General features: G+C 36.8%; 19 protein-coding genes and 2 pseudogenes. 13 read left to right on the forward strand and 8 right to left on the reverse strand.

Features of this window, described 5'->3' with window-relative positions:
* The first annotated feature begins 124 nt into the window (after nt 1-124).
* The 6 genes and pseudogenes from ACEWFJ_RS05640 to ACEWFJ_RS05665 all read left to right on the forward strand — a co-directional run bounded on the left by ACEWFJ_RS05640 (nt 125) and on the right by ACEWFJ_RS05665 (nt 5,345).
* On the forward strand, nt 125-754 hold the full coding sequence (locus tag ACEWFJ_RS05640; RefSeq protein ID WP_473690955.1) for a DUF2953 domain-containing protein: 630 nt from the start codon (nt 125-127) through the stop codon (nt 752-754).
* A gap of 15 nt (nt 755-769) precedes the next feature.
* On the forward strand, nt 770-1,165 hold the full coding sequence (ytfJ, locus tag ACEWFJ_RS05645; protein ID WP_473690957.1) for a GerW family sporulation protein: 396 nt from the start codon (nt 770-772) through the stop codon (nt 1,163-1,165).
* 128 nt (nt 1,166-1,293) lie between these two features.
* Nucleotides 1,294-1,794, forward strand: coding sequence for a thiol peroxidase (gene tpx / locus ACEWFJ_RS05650; RefSeq protein WP_473690959.1), 501 nt, complete (start codon nt 1,294-1,296; stop codon nt 1,792-1,794).
* Between the two features lie 114 nt (nt 1,795-1,908).
* Nucleotides 1,909-2,895 (forward strand): class I SAM-dependent methyltransferase, encoded by a 987-nt coding sequence (locus tag ACEWFJ_RS05655; RefSeq protein ID WP_473690961.1) that lies wholly within the window; start codon nt 1,909-1,911, stop codon nt 2,893-2,895.
* A 300-nt stretch (nt 2,896-3,195) separates the two neighbouring features.
* Complete coding sequence (locus tag ACEWFJ_RS05660) at nt 3,196-4,389, forward strand: acetate kinase (protein WP_473690963.1); 1,194 nt, start codon at nt 3,196-3,198, stop codon at nt 4,387-4,389.
* 126 nt (nt 4,390-4,515) lie between these two features.
* Nucleotides 4,516-5,345, forward strand: a pseudogene (locus tag ACEWFJ_RS05665) (EcsC family protein).
* A gap of 28 nt (nt 5,346-5,373) precedes the next feature.
* On the opposite strand, the gene ACEWFJ_RS05670 reads toward ACEWFJ_RS05665, so the two are convergent.
* Nucleotides 5,374-6,024 carry a YitT family protein gene (locus ACEWFJ_RS05670; RefSeq protein WP_429706697.1) on the reverse strand — a complete coding sequence of 217 codons (651 nt, stop codon included), beginning with the start codon at nt 6,022-6,024 and terminating at the stop codon, nt 5,374-5,376.
* A gap of 677 nt (nt 6,025-6,701) precedes the next feature.
* Between ACEWFJ_RS05670 and ACEWFJ_RS05675 the strand changes: the two genes are divergently transcribed.
* Nucleotides 6,702-6,920, forward strand: a complete 219-nt coding sequence (locus ACEWFJ_RS05675; protein ID WP_429719230.1) for a Spo0E family sporulation regulatory protein-aspartic acid phosphatase — start codon at nt 6,702-6,704, stop codon at nt 6,918-6,920.
* Between the two features lie 443 nt (nt 6,921-7,363).
* Here the strand turns inward: ACEWFJ_RS05675 and ACEWFJ_RS05680 are convergent, their stop codons facing one another.
* Nucleotides 7,364-7,681 (reverse strand): radical SAM protein, encoded by a 318-nt coding sequence (locus ACEWFJ_RS05680; RefSeq protein WP_473690966.1) that lies wholly within the window; start codon nt 7,679-7,681, stop codon nt 7,364-7,366.
* 168 nt (nt 7,682-7,849) lie between these two features.
* Here ACEWFJ_RS05680 and ACEWFJ_RS05685 point away from each other — a divergent pair, with 168 nt between their 5' ends.
* The gene (locus ACEWFJ_RS05685) at nt 7,850-9,055 is read left to right on the forward strand and encodes an argininosuccinate synthase (protein ID WP_473690968.1); all 1,206 of its coding nucleotides are present in this window, start codon (nt 7,850-7,852) and stop codon (nt 9,053-9,055) included.
* Complete coding sequence (gene argH, locus ACEWFJ_RS05690) at nt 9,052-10,440, forward strand: argininosuccinate lyase (protein WP_473690970.1); 1,389 nt, start codon at nt 9,052-9,054, stop codon at nt 10,438-10,440. Before ACEWFJ_RS05685 ends, argH begins: the two co-directional genes overlap by 4 nt.
* Nucleotides 10,441-10,465: 25 nt before the next feature.
* Here the strand turns inward: argH and ACEWFJ_RS05695 are convergent, their stop codons facing one another.
* The 3 genes from ACEWFJ_RS05695 to ACEWFJ_RS05705 form a co-directional block, all read right to left on the reverse strand.
* Complete coding sequence (locus tag ACEWFJ_RS05695) at nt 10,466-11,065, reverse strand: hypothetical protein (protein ID WP_098305394.1); 600 nt, start codon at nt 11,063-11,065, stop codon at nt 10,466-10,468.
* An 84-nt stretch (nt 11,066-11,149) separates the two neighbouring features.
* Nucleotides 11,150-11,341: a ProA domain protein gene (locus tag ACEWFJ_RS05700; RefSeq protein WP_473690972.1), complete on the reverse strand. Its 192-nt coding sequence runs from the start codon at nt 11,339-11,341 to the stop codon at nt 11,150-11,152.
* A gap of 232 nt (nt 11,342-11,573) precedes the next feature.
* Complete coding sequence (locus tag ACEWFJ_RS05705; RefSeq protein ID WP_473690974.1) at nt 11,574-12,032, reverse strand: universal stress protein; 459 nt, start codon at nt 12,030-12,032, stop codon at nt 11,574-11,576.
* A gap of 185 nt (nt 12,033-12,217) precedes the next feature.
* On the opposite strand from ACEWFJ_RS05705, the gene ACEWFJ_RS05710 reads away from it, so the two are divergent.
* Both ACEWFJ_RS05710 and ald read left to right on the forward strand, forming a co-directional pair.
* Nucleotides 12,218-12,982, forward strand: coding sequence for an SDR family oxidoreductase (locus ACEWFJ_RS05710; protein ID WP_473690975.1), 765 nt, complete (start codon nt 12,218-12,220; stop codon nt 12,980-12,982).
* 144 nt (nt 12,983-13,126) lie between these two features.
* Nucleotides 13,127-14,260, forward strand: coding sequence for an alanine dehydrogenase (gene ald, locus ACEWFJ_RS05715; RefSeq protein ID WP_473690977.1), 1,134 nt, complete (start codon nt 13,127-13,129; stop codon nt 14,258-14,260).
* Nucleotides 14,261-14,330: 70 nt separating this feature from the next.
* Here the strand turns inward: ald and ACEWFJ_RS05720 are convergent, their stop codons facing one another.
* The gene (locus ACEWFJ_RS05720) at nt 14,331-14,804 is read right to left on the reverse strand and encodes a DUF4188 domain-containing protein (RefSeq protein WP_473690979.1); all 474 of its coding nucleotides are present in this window, start codon (nt 14,802-14,804) and stop codon (nt 14,331-14,333) included.
* A gap of 17 nt (nt 14,805-14,821) precedes the next feature.
* The gene (locus ACEWFJ_RS05725; RefSeq protein WP_473690981.1) at nt 14,822-15,454 is read right to left on the reverse strand and encodes a TetR/AcrR family transcriptional regulator; all 633 of its coding nucleotides are present in this window, start codon (nt 15,452-15,454) and stop codon (nt 14,822-14,824) included.
* Nucleotides 15,455-15,624: 170 nt separating this feature from the next.
* Here ACEWFJ_RS05725 and ACEWFJ_RS05730 point away from each other — a divergent pair, with 170 nt between their 5' ends.
* The gene (locus ACEWFJ_RS05730) at nt 15,625-15,987 is read left to right on the forward strand and encodes a cupin domain-containing protein (RefSeq protein ID WP_473690983.1); all 363 of its coding nucleotides are present in this window, start codon (nt 15,625-15,627) and stop codon (nt 15,985-15,987) included.
* Between the two features lie 94 nt (nt 15,988-16,081).
* Here the strand turns inward: ACEWFJ_RS05730 and pepQ are convergent.
* A pseudogene (gene pepQ / locus ACEWFJ_RS05735) lies at nt 16,082-17,178 on the reverse strand (Xaa-Pro dipeptidase).
* 149 nt (nt 17,179-17,327) lie between these two features.
* Here pepQ and ACEWFJ_RS05740 point away from each other — a divergent pair.
* Nucleotides 17,328-18,011: a metal-dependent hydrolase gene (locus ACEWFJ_RS05740; RefSeq protein ID WP_473690985.1), complete on the forward strand. Its 684-nt coding sequence runs from the start codon at nt 17,328-17,330 to the stop codon at nt 18,009-18,011.
* Nucleotides 18,012-18,281: the final 270 nt, after the last annotated feature.

The following is an 18,281-nucleotide window of genomic DNA, read 5'->3' on the forward strand; positions in this document are numbered from 1 at the left end:
GAATATTATATTTCGATAAAAAGTATCAAAAGTCCTTCTATTTTTTAGAAAAATCTATATTTTCAATTTCGTTTATTCTTTTCATATTGTGTCGATAATGGATACGGAATGAAAGGATGGTACGATGAAGTGGCTTGCGATTGGAATTGGAATACTTATTTTGTTCGTCTTGCTTATTTTGTTATCGAAATTATCGCTGAAAATTAGTTTGTTATATACAGAAACAGAAAAACAGTGTTTATTTCAAGTGAAAATATGGATGATTCATTATACGTTTGATGTACTTGAGCGGATAGAGAAACAACAAAAGAAAACAGATCAAAAAATTGAAAAAGCAGGAGAAGAGGGCGGAACAGAAGATAAGTTTGTAGCAATGCTTGACAGTATAGCCGAGGTTATAAAAAGGTTGCAAGAAATCCATACTATGATGAAAGGTTTTCTTCAAAAAGTGAAAATCAAAAATTGGAGATGGCGTTCGCAAGTTGGAACAGGTGATGCAGCGAGCACTGGAGTTATAACAGGTTATGTATGGTCAGTAAAAGGAATGATTGTTGGTGTTGCTGGAAATTACATGGAAATTATTGGTGCACCTCAGCTTGAAGTTACTCCAATTTTTCAAGGGAAAACTGTGGCATCACATTGTGAATTAACAGCTTCATTTCGTATATACCGTGCAGTGAAAGCGGTAATTCGTATATTTATATTTTTGAAACAACAAGGAGTTATTGCTACAGATAATGCTATGCAACAATGAACATAGGGGGATTATGTGGAACATCCAATTCAGGGATTGATGACAACAGCGATGCAACATTTAAATCATATGATTGATGTAAGCACAATCGTCGGTGATCCAATTCAATCGCCAGATGGAAGTGTCATCTTACCGGTTTCTAAAGTAAGTTTTGGCTTTGCGGCAGGCGGGAGTGAATTTGGTAAACTTGAAAACAATAATCGCCATCCATTTGGCGGTGGTAGTGGGGGCGGCGTTTCCATTAATCCAATTGCTTTTCTCGTTGTAAATAGTGAAGGTGTGAAAGTGCTTCACTTAGATAAACAGACGCACATACTTGATAAAGTGATGGAATTAGCACCGCAAGCGGTCGATAAAGTGAAAGAAATGATGAACACACAAAAAGGTGAACAGCCGGAGTATGAAATATAGAATGAAGAAGCTAATCGAGTGATTAGCTTCTTTTTTCATAAAGCAGAGCGATTCATTTGCATTCTGTTTGCTGAACATCTATCATTTACACTGTACATATTTTGTTTTAGAAAAGGGAGGATTTTCAAATGGCAAACGTAACGTTTAAAGGAAACCCAATCACTTTAGTTGGAACAGAAGTTAAAGTAGGCGACCAAGCGCCTAACTTTCAAGTATTAGCAAATGACTTATCTCCAGTAACTTTAGAAACATACAAAGGTGCAGTGAAATTAATTAGTGTTGTACCATCTATCGATACAGGTGTATGTGATGCACAAACTCGTCGTTTTAACGAAGATGCAGCTGGTATTGAAAATGCAAAAGTATTAACAATTAGCGTTGATTTACCATTCGCTCAAAAACGCTGGTGTGCAGCTAACGGTTTAGAAAATGTTGTAACGCTTTCTGATCACCGTGACCTTTCTTTTGGCGAAGCATACGGTGTTGTAATGAAAGAACTTCGTTTACTTGCACGTGCAGTATTCGTAGTAGATAGCAACGACAAAGTTGTTTACGCAGAATATGTAAGCGAAGGTACAAGCCATCCAAATTACGAAGCAGCATTAGAAGCAGCAAAAGCTGCAAAGTAATGTGAAGAGCAAAAAGCGACCTCTTATGAAAAGAGGTCGCTTTTTCTTTTGGAAAGAATTTAGAGTGTGGTATGATATAAGTTATGTGTATTTTAGTTTTAAGGAGGAATTTTCGTGAGTTCAACAGTAGAAACATTATTTTCTATCTTTGATTCTTCTGCCGTAATTTTACGTAAAGAATTAGACATAACCTATTTAGAAGCGCTTGTAGAAACAGGCGATAATTTATTTGAAGGAACAATTTTACAAGAAGGATTAGAACAACCAACAATTGAACGACTAGAGCGTGAATATAGTAAGTTTAATGAAGAAAACTATAAAGGCGAAGAAATTCGCAAAGCGTTTCAACTTGCCATCTTAAAAGGAATGAAAGAAGGCGTACAAGCAAATCATGAAATGACGCCAGATGCGGTTGGTATGTTTATGAGTTATTTATTCCAAAAATTTATGAAGGATCAAAAGGAAATGACTGTTTTAGATCCTGCAGTTGGAACGGGAAATTTATTAACGACAATCTTTAACGGTTGCCCAGAAGGTACAAACGTGAGCGGATTTGGGGTAGATGTAGATGATTTGCTTGTTAAGCTTGCTTTAGTTAATGCAAACTTACAAAAACAAGCAGTTGAGTTTTTCAATCAAGATGGCTTGGCTCCCCTTTATATTGATCCAGTTGATGTAGTTGTGTGTGATTTACCAATTGGCTATTATCCAAACGAAATTGGTGCAAGTGAATATACTTTAAAAGCAGATGAAGGCATGTCTTATGCACATCATCTTTTTATTGAACAAAGTGTAAAACATACAAAAGAAGGCGGATATTTATTTTTCTTAGTACCAAATTTCATATTTGAAAGTGATCAAGCGCCAAAACTTCATGCATTTATTAAAGAAACATGTTTTGTACAAGGGCTACTACAGCTACCTGTTTCCATGTTTAAAAACGAAAAAAATGCAAAAAGTATATTTGTTCTCCAAAAGAAGGGACAAGACATACAAATGCCAAAACAAGCGTTATTAGTAGAATTACCAAAATTCTCAAATATGACAGCGATGGAGAATATTATGAATCAAATTAATGGTTGGTTCGCTAAACAAAAGTAAATAATGTTTGTATGTAACAGGTATATACTAATATATAGTACAGTTTTATAGTGTTTACAAAATTCAGTAATATATATAAGAACAAAAATAAGAATTATGAAATCTGTAATATAAAAAAATCTTTGTGTTACAATTTTTTCACTTGAAATATATGTCGTACGATGTTTAAATTAAAATCGTGAGTTTAAATTTTTTTCAGTGAAACGGTTATGTTAGCTGATAAAAATTGAAGACATAAAATTGAGCGGTTTGTGGAAAGATTCCACACGGCTAACAAGAGAAAAAGGGGCGAAAGACTAGATGTCAAAAATCATCGCGATTAATGCAGGAAGCTCTTCCTTAAAGTTCCAATTATTTGAAATGCCAAATGAAACGGTATTAACAAAAGGTTTAGTAGAACGTATCGGTTTAGAAGATAGTATCTTTACAATTACTGTAAACGGCGAGAAACAAACAGAAGTAACAAATATCGCAGACCATGGAGTTGCGGTTAATATGCTTTTAAACAAATTAACTGAAACTGGAATTATTAAATCTCTTGATGAGATTAGCGGTATTGGTCACCGTGTTGTACACGGCGGTGAAAAATTCGCAGATTCTGCTCTAATTGACGATCAAGTATTAGCAGAAATCGACGCTTTAAGTGAGTTAGCGCCACTTCATAACCCAGCACACGTTATTGGTATTAAAGCGTTCCAAGAAGTTCTTCCGAACGTACCTTCAGTAGCAGTGTTTGATACAGCATTCCATCAAACAATGCCAGAAGAATCTTTCTTATACAGCTTACCTTACGAATACTATGAGAAATACGGCATCCGTAAATACGGTTTCCACGGTACTTCTCACAAGTACGTAACAGAGCGCGCAGCTGAATTATTAGGCCGTCCACTTGAAAGCTTACGTTTACTTTCTTGTCACTTAGGTAACGGTGCAAGTATCGCAGCTGTTGAAGGCGGAAAATCAATTGATACGTCTATGGGCTTCACTCCACTTGCTGGTGTAACAATGGGTACACGTTCTGGTAACCTTGACCCTGCGTTAATTCCATATATTATGAAGAAAACAGGCCAAACTGTAGATGAAGTTCTTAACGTATTAAACAAGAAAAGTGGTATGTTAGGTCTTTCTGGATTCTCAAGTGACTTACGTGATATTGAGCAAGCTGAAGAAGAAGGAAACCATCGTGCAGAAGTAGCACTAGAGATATTTATAGGCCGCATTCATAAATATATCGGTTCTTATGCAGCTCGTATGAAAGGTGTAGACGCAATCATCTTTACAGCTGGTATTGGTGAGAACAGTGCATTAATTCGTGAGCGTGTATTAGAAGGCCTTGAGTTCATGGGTGTATACTTTGATGCGAAACGCAACAATATCCGCGGTGAAGAAGCATTCATTAGCTTCCCGCACTCTCCAGTAAAAGTAATCATAATTCCAACAGACGAAGAAGTTATGATTGCTCGTGACGTAATACGTCTTGGAAATATTGGTTAATATATGATAAAAAAGACGGGATGATTCCCGTCTTTTTTTGTATATTTTTCAGAAAAAAACAGGGCGTACGGACTCTCACAGCAAATATGTTACAATGTAGAAAAAATAATCCAAGGGGTTGTTTGTATGCTGTCAAAGCGAGAAGAACGAATTTTATATGATATGAAAAGCTGGGAGCAGCAATTAGTGCAACAAGAATCAACGGATTTCCAGAGAATGTTTGATAAGTGGTTGAACGGCACATTTTCTAAGCTGCCAGAAAAAAACGAAATGAATTTTTTTCGAAAGCAGATGGATGGCTCTTTCATCTTCATGCATTTATTCAAAGTTCGCAATCACAGCTCGATGCACGGGGACGTATTTTAGGCACGGCACGATTATTTAATGATTCCATTGAACATATTGAAGACATGAAAGCATTATCGATTGATCAATTAACATACATAGCAGAACAGCAAACAGCTCGTCATCGTTTATATTCTTTCGTGCAAGGAGGAGTAACAGGAATTGGTGGCTTTTTATTATTAAGTGCAGACTTACCAGTACTGGTTGCCTTAAATGTGAAAGCAGTGCAGTTAATCGCCACATCATTTGGTCATGATGTGAATAAACCGTATGAAATGATGCTAGCGTTAAAAGTATTCCATGCAGCCATATTGCCAGCGCACTTGCAGCAGTATGCTTGGTACAACTTACTGCAAGAGTTAGAACAAGAAGAAGCGGCTCCATTCTTCTATGAGGGAGAAGAGGAAGTACTAAATCCAGTATCTGTACAAGTACTATTAAAACAAATCTTGAAAACGTTCATTATTTATTCGCTGCGCCGCAAGTTGTTTCAAGGTGTACCAGTACTTGGGATTGCGGTTGGATCAACGGCGAATTATCGGTTAACACGGAGCATAACAGAATTTGCAAATCGATTTTATCAAATGCGTTATTTACGCCAAAAAATATAAAAAGCGAAAGGCAGCCGCCTTTCGCTTTTTAGTTTGTTGCATGTTGTTTTGCTAATGGAATTGCCACTGGTTTCTTTTCCTTTGCTGGATAGTAGATTAAATCTAGTACTTTCGCCTGCACGGCAAGGGAAAGAATCGTAAAGGCAATTTCAGTCCATGATAAATAATATAATGAAAGTGCAATGACAATTGCGTCAAAAACGAAGAAAATTTGCCCAATTGTAAAGCGTGTTTTTTTGCTTAATACAATGGTTAAAATGTCATCTCCGCCTGTTGCACCACCGAATCGTAAAATAAAACCAAGCCCAATCCCAGCTAATGCACCGCCTACTACTGCAGCTACAAATAAGTGATTTGATAAATCCACCGTGAACGGAGAATAGTTTTCCATTAAAGAATAAAATACTCCGAATGAAACGGAACCAACAAATGAATAACCGACCATTTTTTTACCTAAAAATGTAGCACATAGTAAAATGACAGGAATATCCATTAAAACAGTTGAAATTGACGGTGAAATGTCAAAAAAGTTTTGTAAAAACAGTGCGATTCCTACAAAGCCACCTTCTGTTAAGTGATTTTGAAACTGAATGTGGTATAGCGCGACAGCTAAAATAAATGAACCAAGTAAAACCATAAAAATTTCTTTAATAATTTGTCGACTTTGGATGCTTTGGATGTTCTCCATCGTTATTCCTTCTCTCCGTAGTTAGTAGTTTTTTGTTTTTCATAAACTAACTACGCCTACATAGCAGCAGTTAGTTTACATACGTCTAACTACGCTATATATCACTGAAGAAATAACGAATAATCCTCTCGTCCATCAATTCTCCCTACTTTCGTTTTAGTTTAGGTCTGAAACAGACTAAACAAAACGCTACGTGTAAGAAGAGTCTTTTCGTTGCCAAATTATCCTTCGGGCAATCATAATTTCCCCACTCTCGTATTTTTTTCGCTAGACAAAGTATCTAAGCAAAAAAATACGCTACGTGTAAGATTCGTCTTTTCGATGCCACATGCTCCTTCGAGCGATCATGATATCTAAATCCTTTCTATAAAAGATTATATTCTATTATATCATACTTTTTTTAAATGTATGTTCTTGGAAATCGACAATGGGCAACGAAAAACCTACATACTTCGTAAATATGGGAGCTTTAGTTGAAATTCATGTGAATTTTGCTGAAAAATGGTGCGATACAAAAATATTTTCCGTCGAAAGGGTCTCTGTATGAAAAAGTAAATTTTGTCGATTTTTCTGTAAAATTTACTTTAATTAATTACAAAATGTTTATTTTAAATAAAATATTTTGTATTATTCGAATAATATTATCTATGGTGACTGGAGAGATTTGTATGAAAACGATAGATATACAAGAAAGGATGGAGGAAAAAAGGAAGGAACTAATTGAACTTGTAAGAGAGTACGGTTTTTATCATGATAGAGTAATTGTATGTAGTCAAGAATTAGATAGTTTAGTATATCTTTTGATGGAAAGTATTATATACACAGAGAAGGCGTCTCATATGTCTGAAAAGAAAAATACGATTACCACTACATGTTTAACGGAATAGACAAGAGCGTATTTTCCATTATTATAATATAAATATATTTTAACTAGTTTTGCGTTGTAACTTACCGTATTTGAACAAGTCGACGACGCTATTGTTTACCTATAATTGAAAGCGTTTGCAGAATACGTACAAAGGGGAACGGAAAGCAAAAAAGGATAGAACTGTTTTATCCCGCATTAACGGGCAGTAAGACCCTTACCTCGAGAATCTAAGAAGATAGGTGAGGATAACCGCCCGTTAAAGCCCGATTGGTTCAACTAACCATCAGTGGGGGCACTGATGGAAGTTTCACTTTATAAAATTATTAAGTCGTTGAGGAAATATTCTCAACGACTTTTTTATTCCACTATTCGCGGGCGGTAAGACCTATACTTCAATATTCAGAGAGAAGCGAGGGAGATAGGTGGGGGATGAAGAAAACCCCCACTGATGGAAGTTTCGCTTTACTGATGTACTTTTCCTGCAGATACATTTTGAGTTAGACGATACCAAAGCCAAAGGTCGTTAATAATGGAAGCGAGATCCGCAATTTCTGTATTGAGTCTACAAGAAATTTCAAAGTTTTCTTCGTTATTTAACCCGTGTTGTTTCGTGTTAATGATATGTTCAAGTTCTTTAATCCGATCTGGTATTTTCCCGCGAATTTGTTCCCACTTTAATAAAATTGTATGTTGCACTGTTTCAGGTATATCCTCCCATTCTTCTTGGAAATCAGGTAGTTCAATACCTAGGTGTTCGTTATATGTGAAATATTGTTCCATACATTGTCCCCTCCATTTTCTGTCTTCATTGTATCGAAAAAGAGAAAGAACTTCGATGAAATTGTTTTAAAAATAATTATGAATATCCCTTGCAACATTTTGTGAAAGGTGATAAATTATGAATTAATATTAATAACAATGAATAATTATTCTTTAGGGGGATATAAAATGGAGAACAAAAAAGTTGTATTAGCATATTCCGGAGGTCTTGATACTTCCGTTGCGATTAAATGGTTGCAAGAAAAAGGATACGAGATTATTGCCCTGTGTTTAGATCTAGGGGAAGGAAAAGATTTAGAGTTTGTAAAAGAAAAAGCATTGTCCGTCGGAGCAATTAAATCTTATATGATTGATGTTCAAGAAGAGTTTGCGAATGAATATGCATTAAAAGCACTGCAAGCTCACACGTTATATGAAGGGAAATATCCACTTGTATCTGCATTATCTCGTCCGTTAATTGCTAAGAAATTGGTAGAGATTGCAGAGATGGAAGGTGCAAGTGCAGTTGCACATGGATGTACAGGAAAAGGAAATGACCAAGTACGTTTTGAAGTTTCTATCCAAGCGTTAAATCCGTATTTAGAAGTGATTGCACCGGTGCGTGAATGGAAATGGTCACGTGAAGAGGAAATTGCGTATGCAAAAGAAAACAATGTACCAATTCCGATTAACTTAGACAGCCCGTTTTCAATTGATCAAAACTTATGGGGACGCAGCAACGAATGTGGAATCTTAGAAGATCCATGGGCAGCACCGCCAGAAGATGCATATGAAATGACGTTAGCATTAGAAGATACACCAAACAAACCCGAATTTGTAGAAATTGGTTTTGAAGCAGGGGTGCCAACGACATTAAATGGCGTATCATATTCACTTTCAGAGTTAATTAAAACGTTAAACGCTCTTGCTGGTAAGCATGGGGTTGGCCGTATCGACCATGTAGAAAATCGTCTTGTTGGTATTAAGTCACGTGAAGTGTATGAATGCCCAGCGGCGATGACATTGATTACTGCACATAAGGAATTAGAAGATTTAACACTTGTAAAAGAAGTAGCACATTTTAAACCGATGATTGAACAAAAATTAACAGAGTTAATTTATAACGGTTTATGGTTCTCGCCTTTAAAAGATGCTCTTGTTGCCTTTTTACAAGAAACGCAAAAAAATGTAACAGGTACAGTACGTGTGAAACTGTTTAAAGGACATGCGATTGTAGAAGGACGTAAATCAGAGTATTCTCTATACGATGAAAAATTAGCGACGTATACAGTAGATGATGAATTTAACCACGATGCAGCGATTGGATTTATTTCATTATTTGGTTTACCAACAAAAGTATACAGCCAAGTGAGTCAAAAGAAGGTGGAGGCATGAGCAAACTTTGGGGCGGCCGTTTTACGGAACAGGCTGAACAGTGGGTTGAGGAGTTTGGAGCTTCCATCTCCTTTGACCAGCAATTAGCAGTAGAAGATATACAAGGAAGTATGGCCCATGTTACGATGCTTGCGAAATGCGGTATCGTAACGGCTGAAGAAGGAGAGAAAATTAAAAACGGCTTGCAGTATTTACTTGAGAAAGCAAAGAAGCAAGAGCTTACGTTTTCTGTTGAAGCAGAAGATATTCATTTAAACATTGAAAAGATGTTAATTCAGCATATTGGTGAAGTTGGCGGTAAGCTGCATACAGGAAGAAGTCGTAACGACCAAGTAGCAACGGATATGCATTTGTATTTGCGAAATGAAGTGCAAGGCATCATCGAGGCAGTGAAGCAAGTGCAAATTGCACTTGCAGGACAAGCTGAAGAACATATTGAAACAATTATGCCAGGGTATACGCATTTGCAGCGTGCACAGCCAATCTCTTTTGCCCACCATCTCCTTGCATACTTTTGGATGTTAGAGCGCGATGCGAATCGTTTTAAAGATTCGTTAAAACGTATTAACATTTCTCCGCTTGGAGCCGGGGCACTTGCTGGGACAACATTCCCGATTGATCGCGAGTATAGTGCACAGTTGCTCGGTTTTGAAGGAATATATGAGAATAGCTTAGATGCAGTAAGCGACCGTGACTTTATTCTTGAATTTTTAAGTAATGCTTCTATATTAATGATGCATTTATCACGTTTTTGTGAGGAACTTATTTTATGGAGCAGTCAAGAATTTCAGTTTATTGAAATGAGCGATAGCTATGCAACGGGTAGCAGCATTATGCCGCAAAAGAAAAATCCGGATATGGCAGAGCTTATTCGCGGGAAAACAGGAAGAGTATACGGCAACTTGTTTAGCTTATTAACAGTTATGAAAGGATTGCCGCTTGCTTACAATAAAGATTTGCAAGAAGATAAAGAAGGTATGTTCGATACGGTAAATACAGTAAAGGGCTGTTTACATGTAATGGCAGGCATGCTTGAGACGATGACGGTGAAAAAAGATAAAATGGCACAGGCTGTCACGCAAGATTTTTCAAATGCGACAGAGATTGCTGATTATTTAGCGAGTAAAGGGTTACCGTTTCGTCAGGCACATGAAATTGTAGGGAAACTTGTCCTTCATTGTATTAACGAAGGTGTTTATTTGCTAGATTTACCGTTAACAACCTACCAAGAGATGAGCTCGTTATTTGAGGAAGACTTATATGAAGTGCTTTCACCATATGCAGCAGTAAAACGAAGAAACAGTGCAGGTGGTACAGGATTCGCACAAATTGAACAGGCACTTCAAAAAGCAAAAGAGATAGTAGAAAATCCCGTGAACATGTAATGTTTCACGGGATTTTTCATGATTGTTACATATATTCAATTAATGTACTTTCTAATGCATACGATCTTTGTAGGGATGTTGTTTTTCGTTTACGGCTTGTAGCAGTTCCAAACATAATATTTTCAGGGTCTAAGCTATGCGTCCGATAAGAGTTTCTATCTGGATTTTTTCCTTGTAGTTTTCGGTGGGAATAGAATAAGATATGTCCGAGTTCGTGCGCAAGTGTATTTTCTAGCGAAGATTTTGTAAGGATAATATGGTTGAAGCGGCTTTTCGTCGTGAAGGAAGAGAACGTTCGTCCTGTCGTATTACTCGAGAGGTGCCTTGCATTTGTATAGAATATTGAAATACTATTTGGATTTGGAAAGAGATACTTTCTTTCACGAAATAATCGCTGTATATTTTTGCTTTGTCTTTTACGAAATGAAGTATCATTCGTTTGAACAGAAAAATTTTTCAGCGTTGTGATACTTGTGATAATAAAGTCTATGTTCCATATTTTGGTTGCTAACGCAACTTGCTGCTTAATTTGTTTTTCAGTTACATTACAGCCGGGAAGAGTAAATATACATAAGTTCATAATAGGAGTAGCGGATTTGCTTTTTCTTTTATTCTCATCACTCAAAAACATCACACCTTTATGCTTGGACATATATATAATGTATGCATAAAGAAAAGGGTTGCTTGTACGCTGCAAGCAACCAGTCGCCTATCTTTTTTCATGTTCGTATTTATGCTTTCCTTCTGTAATGCGAATATATTCTATATCCATTAAATCGCGAAAAAGTGCACCGTGACTTAACTCTACACCATGTTTTTCTTTGAAGTGGGCACAAATTTTTTCTACCATGTCAATTTCTTGTCCGTTTAAATCCAGTATAATACGTTCATGACTTTCCATGCCGTTTCCCTCATTTCCTTTTTTCTTAGCATAACCTTAGAGAATCATTTTATCCCGCTATTCGCGGGCAGTAAGCCCCCACCTCAAGATTCAGAGAGGAGCAAAGAAGATTGGTGAGAGCTTTCCATCAGTGAGGGATAACCCCCACTGATGGAAGTTTCACTTTATTTAAAGCAAATAAAAAAGCACCAAGCTCATGAAATAAAGGCTTGGTGCTGCTTCATTACAGTTATTAAATTTCTCCTTGCTCTTCTTCACCGCGAACAACAAGGACATCGCATTTTGCATAGCGAATAATATGTTCAGAGACACTGCCGATTAAGAAACGCTCTACTGCGTTTAAACCAGTTGCACCGCACATAATTAAATCAACGTGGTGCTTCGGTGCGATATCTTTCGAGATTTTTGATTTTGGATTACCGAACTCTAATACAGTTTCTATTTTTGTAAGTCCCGCTTCTAGTGCAGTCTTTTTGTAGTCTGCTAATAGATCTTCTGCAAATAAGTTTGCACGTTCTGCAATAGCACGGCTATATGCTTCGACTGCAGAGTAAGCTTTGACGTCAACGATATGAGCGATTGTTAATGTAGCGTTGTTACGCTTCGCTACTTGAATGGCTTTTTTGAATGCTTTTTCAGCTTCTTTAGAACCATCGACTGCAATTAAAATATTTGTATATGTAGTATTCATGAACGATTCCTCCCAATTGTATAAGTGTTATAACTCTTTACACTTTTATTATAAAGTAAATTATGGAAAAAAGTATGTCAGAAACGTTACAGAATTTTGAAAAATCTGTTCAAACTTTTTAGTTGTAATTGTTCGAAGAAGTTGTTACATATGAATTATAGCAAGAAAAAAGGAGGCTTATTTTTGTGAGACATGCGCTCATTACAGCCGGTACAAAAGGTTTAGGGAAGCAAGTAACAGAGAAATTATTAGATAAAGGATATTCGGTAACAGTAACGTATCGCAGTGATGTACAAGCGATGGAAAAGTTACAACAGCAATATAAACATCTTGCATATCGTATGCAATTTGTACAAGCGGATGTAACGAAACAAGAAGATTTACATAAAGTAGTAATAAAAGCGATGGAGCGTTTTGGTCGTATCGATTTTCTTATTAATAATGCAGGTCCTTACGTATTTGAACGTAAAAAATTAGTTGAGTATAAAGATGACGAATGGAATGAAATGATTCATGGTAATTTAACGGCAGTTTTTCATTTATTAAAGCTCGTTGTACCGATTATGCGACAGCAGAAATTTGGCCGCATTGTGAATTACGGATTTCAAGGAGCGGATAGCGCGCCGGGATGGATGTATCGTTCCGCATTTGCAGCTGCAAAAGTCGGACTAGTTTCACTCACAAAAACGATTGCCTATGAAGAAGCAGAATATGGTATTACATCAAATATGATATGCCCGGGTGACATTATTGGTGATATGAAAGAGGCAACAATTGCTATGGCACGTACGTTATCCGATCATCGTACACCAATTGGGCGTTCTGGTACAGGGGAAGATATCGCACGTACAATTTCCTTTTTATGTGAGGAAGATTCGGACATGATTACGGGAACAATTATAGAAGTAACGGGAGCAGTTGACGTTATTCATCGACATCGTCAAAACTAGACAAATTCTATCGGACAACTTGCATTATTTTTGTCAAAAAATGCGAGATTATGGTAAAATATAAGAGAATAGAAAGCGCTTTATGAAAAGCGTATATGCTATGGCTATTCAGGGGTAATTTTATAATCTCAAGGGGAATTTCCAATGCGTATCGGTGTACCAACAGAAATTAAAAACAATGAAAATCGTGTGGCAATGACGCCAGCTGGTGTTGTTCATTTAATTCACAATGGTCATGAAGTTTTTGTTCAAAAAGGTGCTGGTTTAGGATCTGGTTTTACAGATGAAGCATATGTAGAAGCCGGAGCAACAATTGTAGAAACAGCACAAGAAGCTTGGAATCAAGAGATGGTTATGAAGGTAAAAGAGCCAATCGCAAGCGAATACGGCTATTTCCGCGAAGGCTTAGTTTTATTCACGTACTTACACTTAGCTCCAGAACCAGAATTAACAAAAGCATTAATTGACAACAAAGTAGTTGCAATTGCGTATGAAACAGTTCAATTAGACAACCGTTCTTTACCACTACTTGCACCTATGAGTGAAGTAGCTGGCCGTATGGCAGCGCAAATTGGTGCACAATTCCTTGAAAAGAATAAAGGTGGTAAAGGTATTTTACTTGCAGGCGTTCCAGGGGTAAAACGCGGAAAAGTAACAATTATCGGTGGTGGTCAAGCTGGTACAAACGCAGCGAAAATTGCTGTTGGTTTAGGTGCTGACGTAACAATTATCGATTTAAGTCCAGATCGTCTTCGTCAATTAGACGATATCTTCGGTAACCAAGTAGCAACATTAATGTCTAACCCGTATAACATTGCAGAAGCTGTAAAAGAGTCTGATCTTGTTATCGGTGCAGTATTAATTCCAGGTGCAAAAGCGCCAAAACTTGTAACAGAAGAAATGATTAAATCTATGGAACCAGGTTCTGTTGTAGTCGACATCGCAATCGACCAAGGCGGTATTTTTGAAACAACTGACCGTATTACAACACATGACAACCCAACTTACGAAAAACACGGCGTAGTTCACTATGCAGTTGCAAATATGCCTGGTGCAGTTCCACGTACGTCAACTCTTGCGTTAACAAACGTAACAGTACCATACGCAGTACAAATCGCAAACAAAGGCTATAAAAAAGCTTGCTTAGATAACAGTGCCTTATTAAAAGGTATTAATACATTAGATGGCTATGTAACATTCGAAGCAGTGGCAGAAGCACATGGTTTACAATATGCAGATGCGAAAGAGCTTCTTGAAAAAGCTCCTGCTTTATCATAAGAAAGAATACAAAGCGACTATCCGTTGGGTAGTCGCTTTTTTCTATAGAAGCCCGATTGTTAATTTTACTTTACTGAGGCTTCATGCGTGCTCTTGCAGTTTCTCGTTGACTATTTATGGGAAAAGAAGTACCTGCTTTTGCTAAACCGAATAGAGGCATGTTTGCATATAAACTCTCGTATTGCCCTTTCTCAACAACAAATGTTTCATGAAAAATACCAACTGTTTCAGTTTTGGAAGCCTTTTGATTAAAATTTTTCCATGCTTCTAAATGTAAGGAAGCGTGACGTGCATAGTGTTCAAGGGCTTCGAATGACTTCCAATATTGAATTTGTACAATTGTGCGGCCGTTGAAGAAAGATTCTGTGCCGAGAAAACCGAGTTCTTTATTTTCATATAGTTCTTTTAGCATGCCACCCATTGACAGAGCTACAGGTAACCACTTTGAAACAGCGAAAAATTTATTAATTCGCATACCAATTACAAACACTACAAAGGAATCACCCATCTGTGCAGTATAGCGTCCAGATATTACAGATTTCATTATTCATCCCTCTTTTACTATGGATTTAATATGTTTAAATGAAGGTCATACATTTCCATTACATTTTGAGTTTGAAAGACATGAGTTGTTAAATAGGCACCGTAAAAAATAGAATGTAATAGTTTTACAATCTGTGAAGTATCCATCTTGAGTGTAATTTCTCCTGTGGCTTTTCCTTCTTCGACGCAGTTTGCAAATACTTCATTCAAATTTGGAATGAGCTTTCGAACTTGTTCTTCTTTTTCGGGATATAGTAGGTGAATTTCAGCATCGGTTAAATCGGGCATACAAGGATGCATTTTTTCTTCAGAGAGAAATGCAATCAAACTTAGCATCAGTCCAGGTTTTTCTTTTGCATATTCTGAAACTCCTTCAAAAATATGACGGAGTGCGGTCATTCCTTTTTTGTTTGTTTCTTTCAACTCCAACATCCGATCCGTTAACCATAACCTCATGAAATAAATAAGAATGTCTTCTTTGCGGGAGAACATTTTAAAAAATGTCACCTTTGAAATTTCTACTTGTTCGCATAATTCTTCAACGTATACTTCTCGAAATGATTTTTCTCCAATGATATCTAATGCAGTGTGAAATAACTTGATTTTTGTTCGTGCTTTTTTGATTTCTCGTAGTGGTAACTTCTCTTTCATTACTATGCTCCTTGTTAATAAAAGTTAACTCTTATTAATAAATTAACACGAGTTAACTTTTGAATCTACACTATAATTCTAATTTTTCTGATAGATAAGAAAAATGTTTGGTATGATGAAATTAGAAGAAATAGTAAAATACTTGGATAATGAGTAAGAGGGAGATAAATATGAAGAATGAACTTACAAAAGAATTAAACTTAGAAAAAATCAACTTATTAGAGATGACAAGAAATATTACGGAGCAGCATAAAAATTTTGTTGTTTCAGATGTAAATAACCACTGTTTACGCATCGCGGTATTTATAGGAGAATATGATTGGCATTTTCATTCGAATTCAGATGAATTATTCATGGTATTAGAAGGGGAGTTATTGATTGATTTTCAAGATCGGGAAACAATTGTCTTGAAGCCAAATGATACGTTATGCATTCCAGCAGGAACGATTCATCGGACAAGAGCGATAAAGCGTACTGTTAATCTTTGCTTTGAAGATGTAGATGCCGATACAGTTATCGTGGAGAATGTATAAAGAGTTTAGTGAGAAAAAATTCTTCCAATTAAAAATAAGCGAAAGAAAAGAAGGTACTATTTAAAGTACCTTCTTTTTTGCATTCGAATTATGATTATTTTACAAACTGCAATTCTTTCGGGAATTTCGTTAAAATTTCCACGCCATCTTTCGTTATATAAACATCATCTTCAATACGAACGCCGCCTACGTTTGGTACGTAAATACCTGGTTCAATTGTGAAGACCATTCCTTCTCGTAATGGAGAGTTGTTGCCATCTTTTACGTCTGGATATTCGTGGACGCTAATGCCAAGTCCATGACCGAGGCGGTGCGGGAAGAAGTCACCGTAGCCAGCTTCGGCGATAATAGAACGAGCAGCACGGTCAATTTCACTAAATGTCACGCCCGGTTTACATGATTCAACTGCATTTAATTGCCCTTTTAATACAGTGTCATAAATACGTCTTTGTTCGTCTGTAATCTCGCCAAAAGCAACTGTACGCGTAATGTCAGAGCAATAACCGTCAATAATAACGCCTAAGTCAAATAGGACGAAATCACCGCGTTGAATTTTATTTGCACCTGGTATACCGTGCGGAAGGGCAGAATTTGCACCTGTTAATACCATTGTGTCAAAGGACATTTTATGAATGCCTTTTTCTTTAATTCATGCTCAATTATCGCTAATACTTCAAGTTCACTGCGATTCTCTTGAATTGCACTTACCCCAACTTCAACTGCATAATCAGCCATAGCAGCAGCTTGGCGTAAAATCGCTAGTTCTTTTTCATCTTTAATTAAGCGAAGTTCACGCACTTTTTCTTCAGCAGGTTTGAAAACTGCTTTTGGGAATAATTGTGATAAGTGCTCGTAGCGTTCTACATTTAAATGTTCTTTTTCGATTGCCACTGCATTTGCATCAATGCCGCGTGCTTTGATTGCTTTCGCGATCATATCCCATGGATTGTCTGTATCTGTAAATCCGATAATTTCGTGAGTCCAGCCAGCACTTCTTACTTTGTCTTCTTCCATCTTAGGACAAATTAACATCGGTTCTTTTTCTTGGAATACAAATAGACCGAGTAATCTTTCGTGCGGTTCGCAGTGGAAGTTCGTCATATAGAAGACGCTCGGTGTAGAAGTTAAGAATGCAGCTTCTGTATTTTGTTCTTGTAGCCATTGCGTTAATTTTTCTAATCTAGTATTCATATATCTGCACCTCCGAAATTTCAATTACATGTATAACTTTACATCGAATGAAAGTATTATGACAAGAAAATCGATGTTTGAAAAGACAGGAAATTGTGAAATCGTGTAGAATAGAAGGTGTGAATGTGAACAAGGGAGGTAATGAAAAGATGAAAGTATCTTATCACGGTCATTCAGTTGTAAAAATTGAAACGAACGGAAAGGTTATTTTAATTGATCCATTTATTACAGGTAATCCGAAAACAGATTTAAAAGTAGAAGAGGTAACAGTTGATGCAATTATCCTTTCTCATGGACATGGCGATCACGTTGGGGATACAGTAGAATTAGCAAAAAAATATAATGCAGTTGTTATTGCGCCGTTTGAGCTTGCAACATTTTTAGGTTGGAAGGGTGTAAATACACATCCGATGCATATTGGCGGTTCCCATGCGTTTGAATTTGGAACAGTGAAGTTTACACAAGCATTTCATGGTTCTAGCTATGTTGATGAAGAAAATCAAACGATTACATATACAGGTATGCCAGCAGGGATTGTATTTACTGCAGAAGAAAAAACAATTTATCACGCCGGAGATACAGCGTTGTTCTCGGATATGAAATTAATTGGCTCTCGTCATACAATTGATGTGGCATTTTTACCAATTGGAGATAACTTTACAATGGGTCCAGAAGATGCCGTGTTAGCAGCAGAATGGATTGGAGCAAAAATTGTTGTACCAATGCACTATAATACCTTCCCAGTTATCGAACAAGATCCGCATCAATTTGTAGAGAAACTAACAGGTAGTGTAGGGAAAGTATTAAAAGCAGGAGAAACAATTGAATTATAAAGTGAAACCTCCATCAGTGGCGGTCTTACTGCCCGCGAATAGCGGGATAAAAAGAAACCTTCATTTTGCGCGGCAAAGTGAAGGTTTTTACATGTGGGAAGGACATAATGTAAATGTTGGATTTGTTATATTATTTTTAGATTGTAATCTATGTGTTTCTGTTTCAGCTACTTCGTTGATTTCGGTTGCTACTTTCTTTCCATCCACGAACACTAACAATACCGCACCAATTATTTCTAAAGTTTTTTTATATCATATCGCTCCTTGTCT

This window comes from Bacillus sp. EA-CB0995, assembly GCF_055814245.1.

Bases quoted from the DNA above. Each gene is read 5' to 3' on its own strand.
- ACEWFJ_RS05640 (WP_473690955.1), top strand. From the start codon at position 125: ATGAAGTGGCTTGCGATTGGAATTGGAATACTTATTTTGTTCGTCTTG.
- tpx (WP_473690959.1), top strand. From the start codon at position 1,294: ATGGCAAACGTAACGTTTAAAGGAAACCCAATCACTTTAGTTGGAACA.
- ACEWFJ_RS05660 (WP_473690963.1), top strand. From the start codon at position 3,196: ATGTCAAAAATCATCGCGATTAATGCAGGAAGCTCTTCCTTAAAGTTC.
- ACEWFJ_RS05675 (WP_429719230.1), top strand. From the start codon at position 6,702: ATGAAAACGATAGATATACAAGAAAGGATGGAGGAAAAAAGGAAGGAA.
- ACEWFJ_RS05680 (WP_473690966.1), bottom strand. From the start codon at position 7,681: ATGGAACAATATTTCACATATAACGAACACCTAGGTATTGAACTACCT.
- ACEWFJ_RS05685 (WP_473690968.1), top strand. From the start codon at position 7,850: ATGGAGAACAAAAAAGTTGTATTAGCATATTCCGGAGGTCTTGATACT.
- argH (WP_473690970.1), top strand. From the start codon at position 9,052: ATGAGCAAACTTTGGGGCGGCCGTTTTACGGAACAGGCTGAACAGTGG.
- ACEWFJ_RS05700 (WP_473690972.1), bottom strand. From the start codon at position 11,341: ATGGAAAGTCATGAACGTATTATACTGGATTTAAACGGACAAGAAATT.
- ACEWFJ_RS05705 (WP_473690974.1), bottom strand. From the start codon at position 12,032: ATGAATACTACATATACAAATATTTTAATTGCAGTCGATGGTTCTAAA.
- ald (WP_473690977.1), top strand. From the start codon at position 13,127: ATGCGTATCGGTGTACCAACAGAAATTAAAAACAATGAAAATCGTGTG.
- ACEWFJ_RS05720 (WP_473690979.1), bottom strand. From the start codon at position 14,804: ATGAAATCTGTAATATCTGGACGCTATACTGCACAGATGGGTGATTCC.
- ACEWFJ_RS05725 (WP_473690981.1), bottom strand. From the start codon at position 15,454: ATGAAAGAGAAGTTACCACTACGAGAAATCAAAAAAGCACGAACAAAA.
- ACEWFJ_RS05730 (WP_473690983.1), top strand. From the start codon at position 15,625: ATGAAGAATGAACTTACAAAAGAATTAAACTTAGAAAAAATCAACTTA.
- ACEWFJ_RS05740 (WP_473690985.1), top strand. From the start codon at position 17,328: ATGAAAGTATCTTATCACGGTCATTCAGTTGTAAAAATTGAAACGAAC.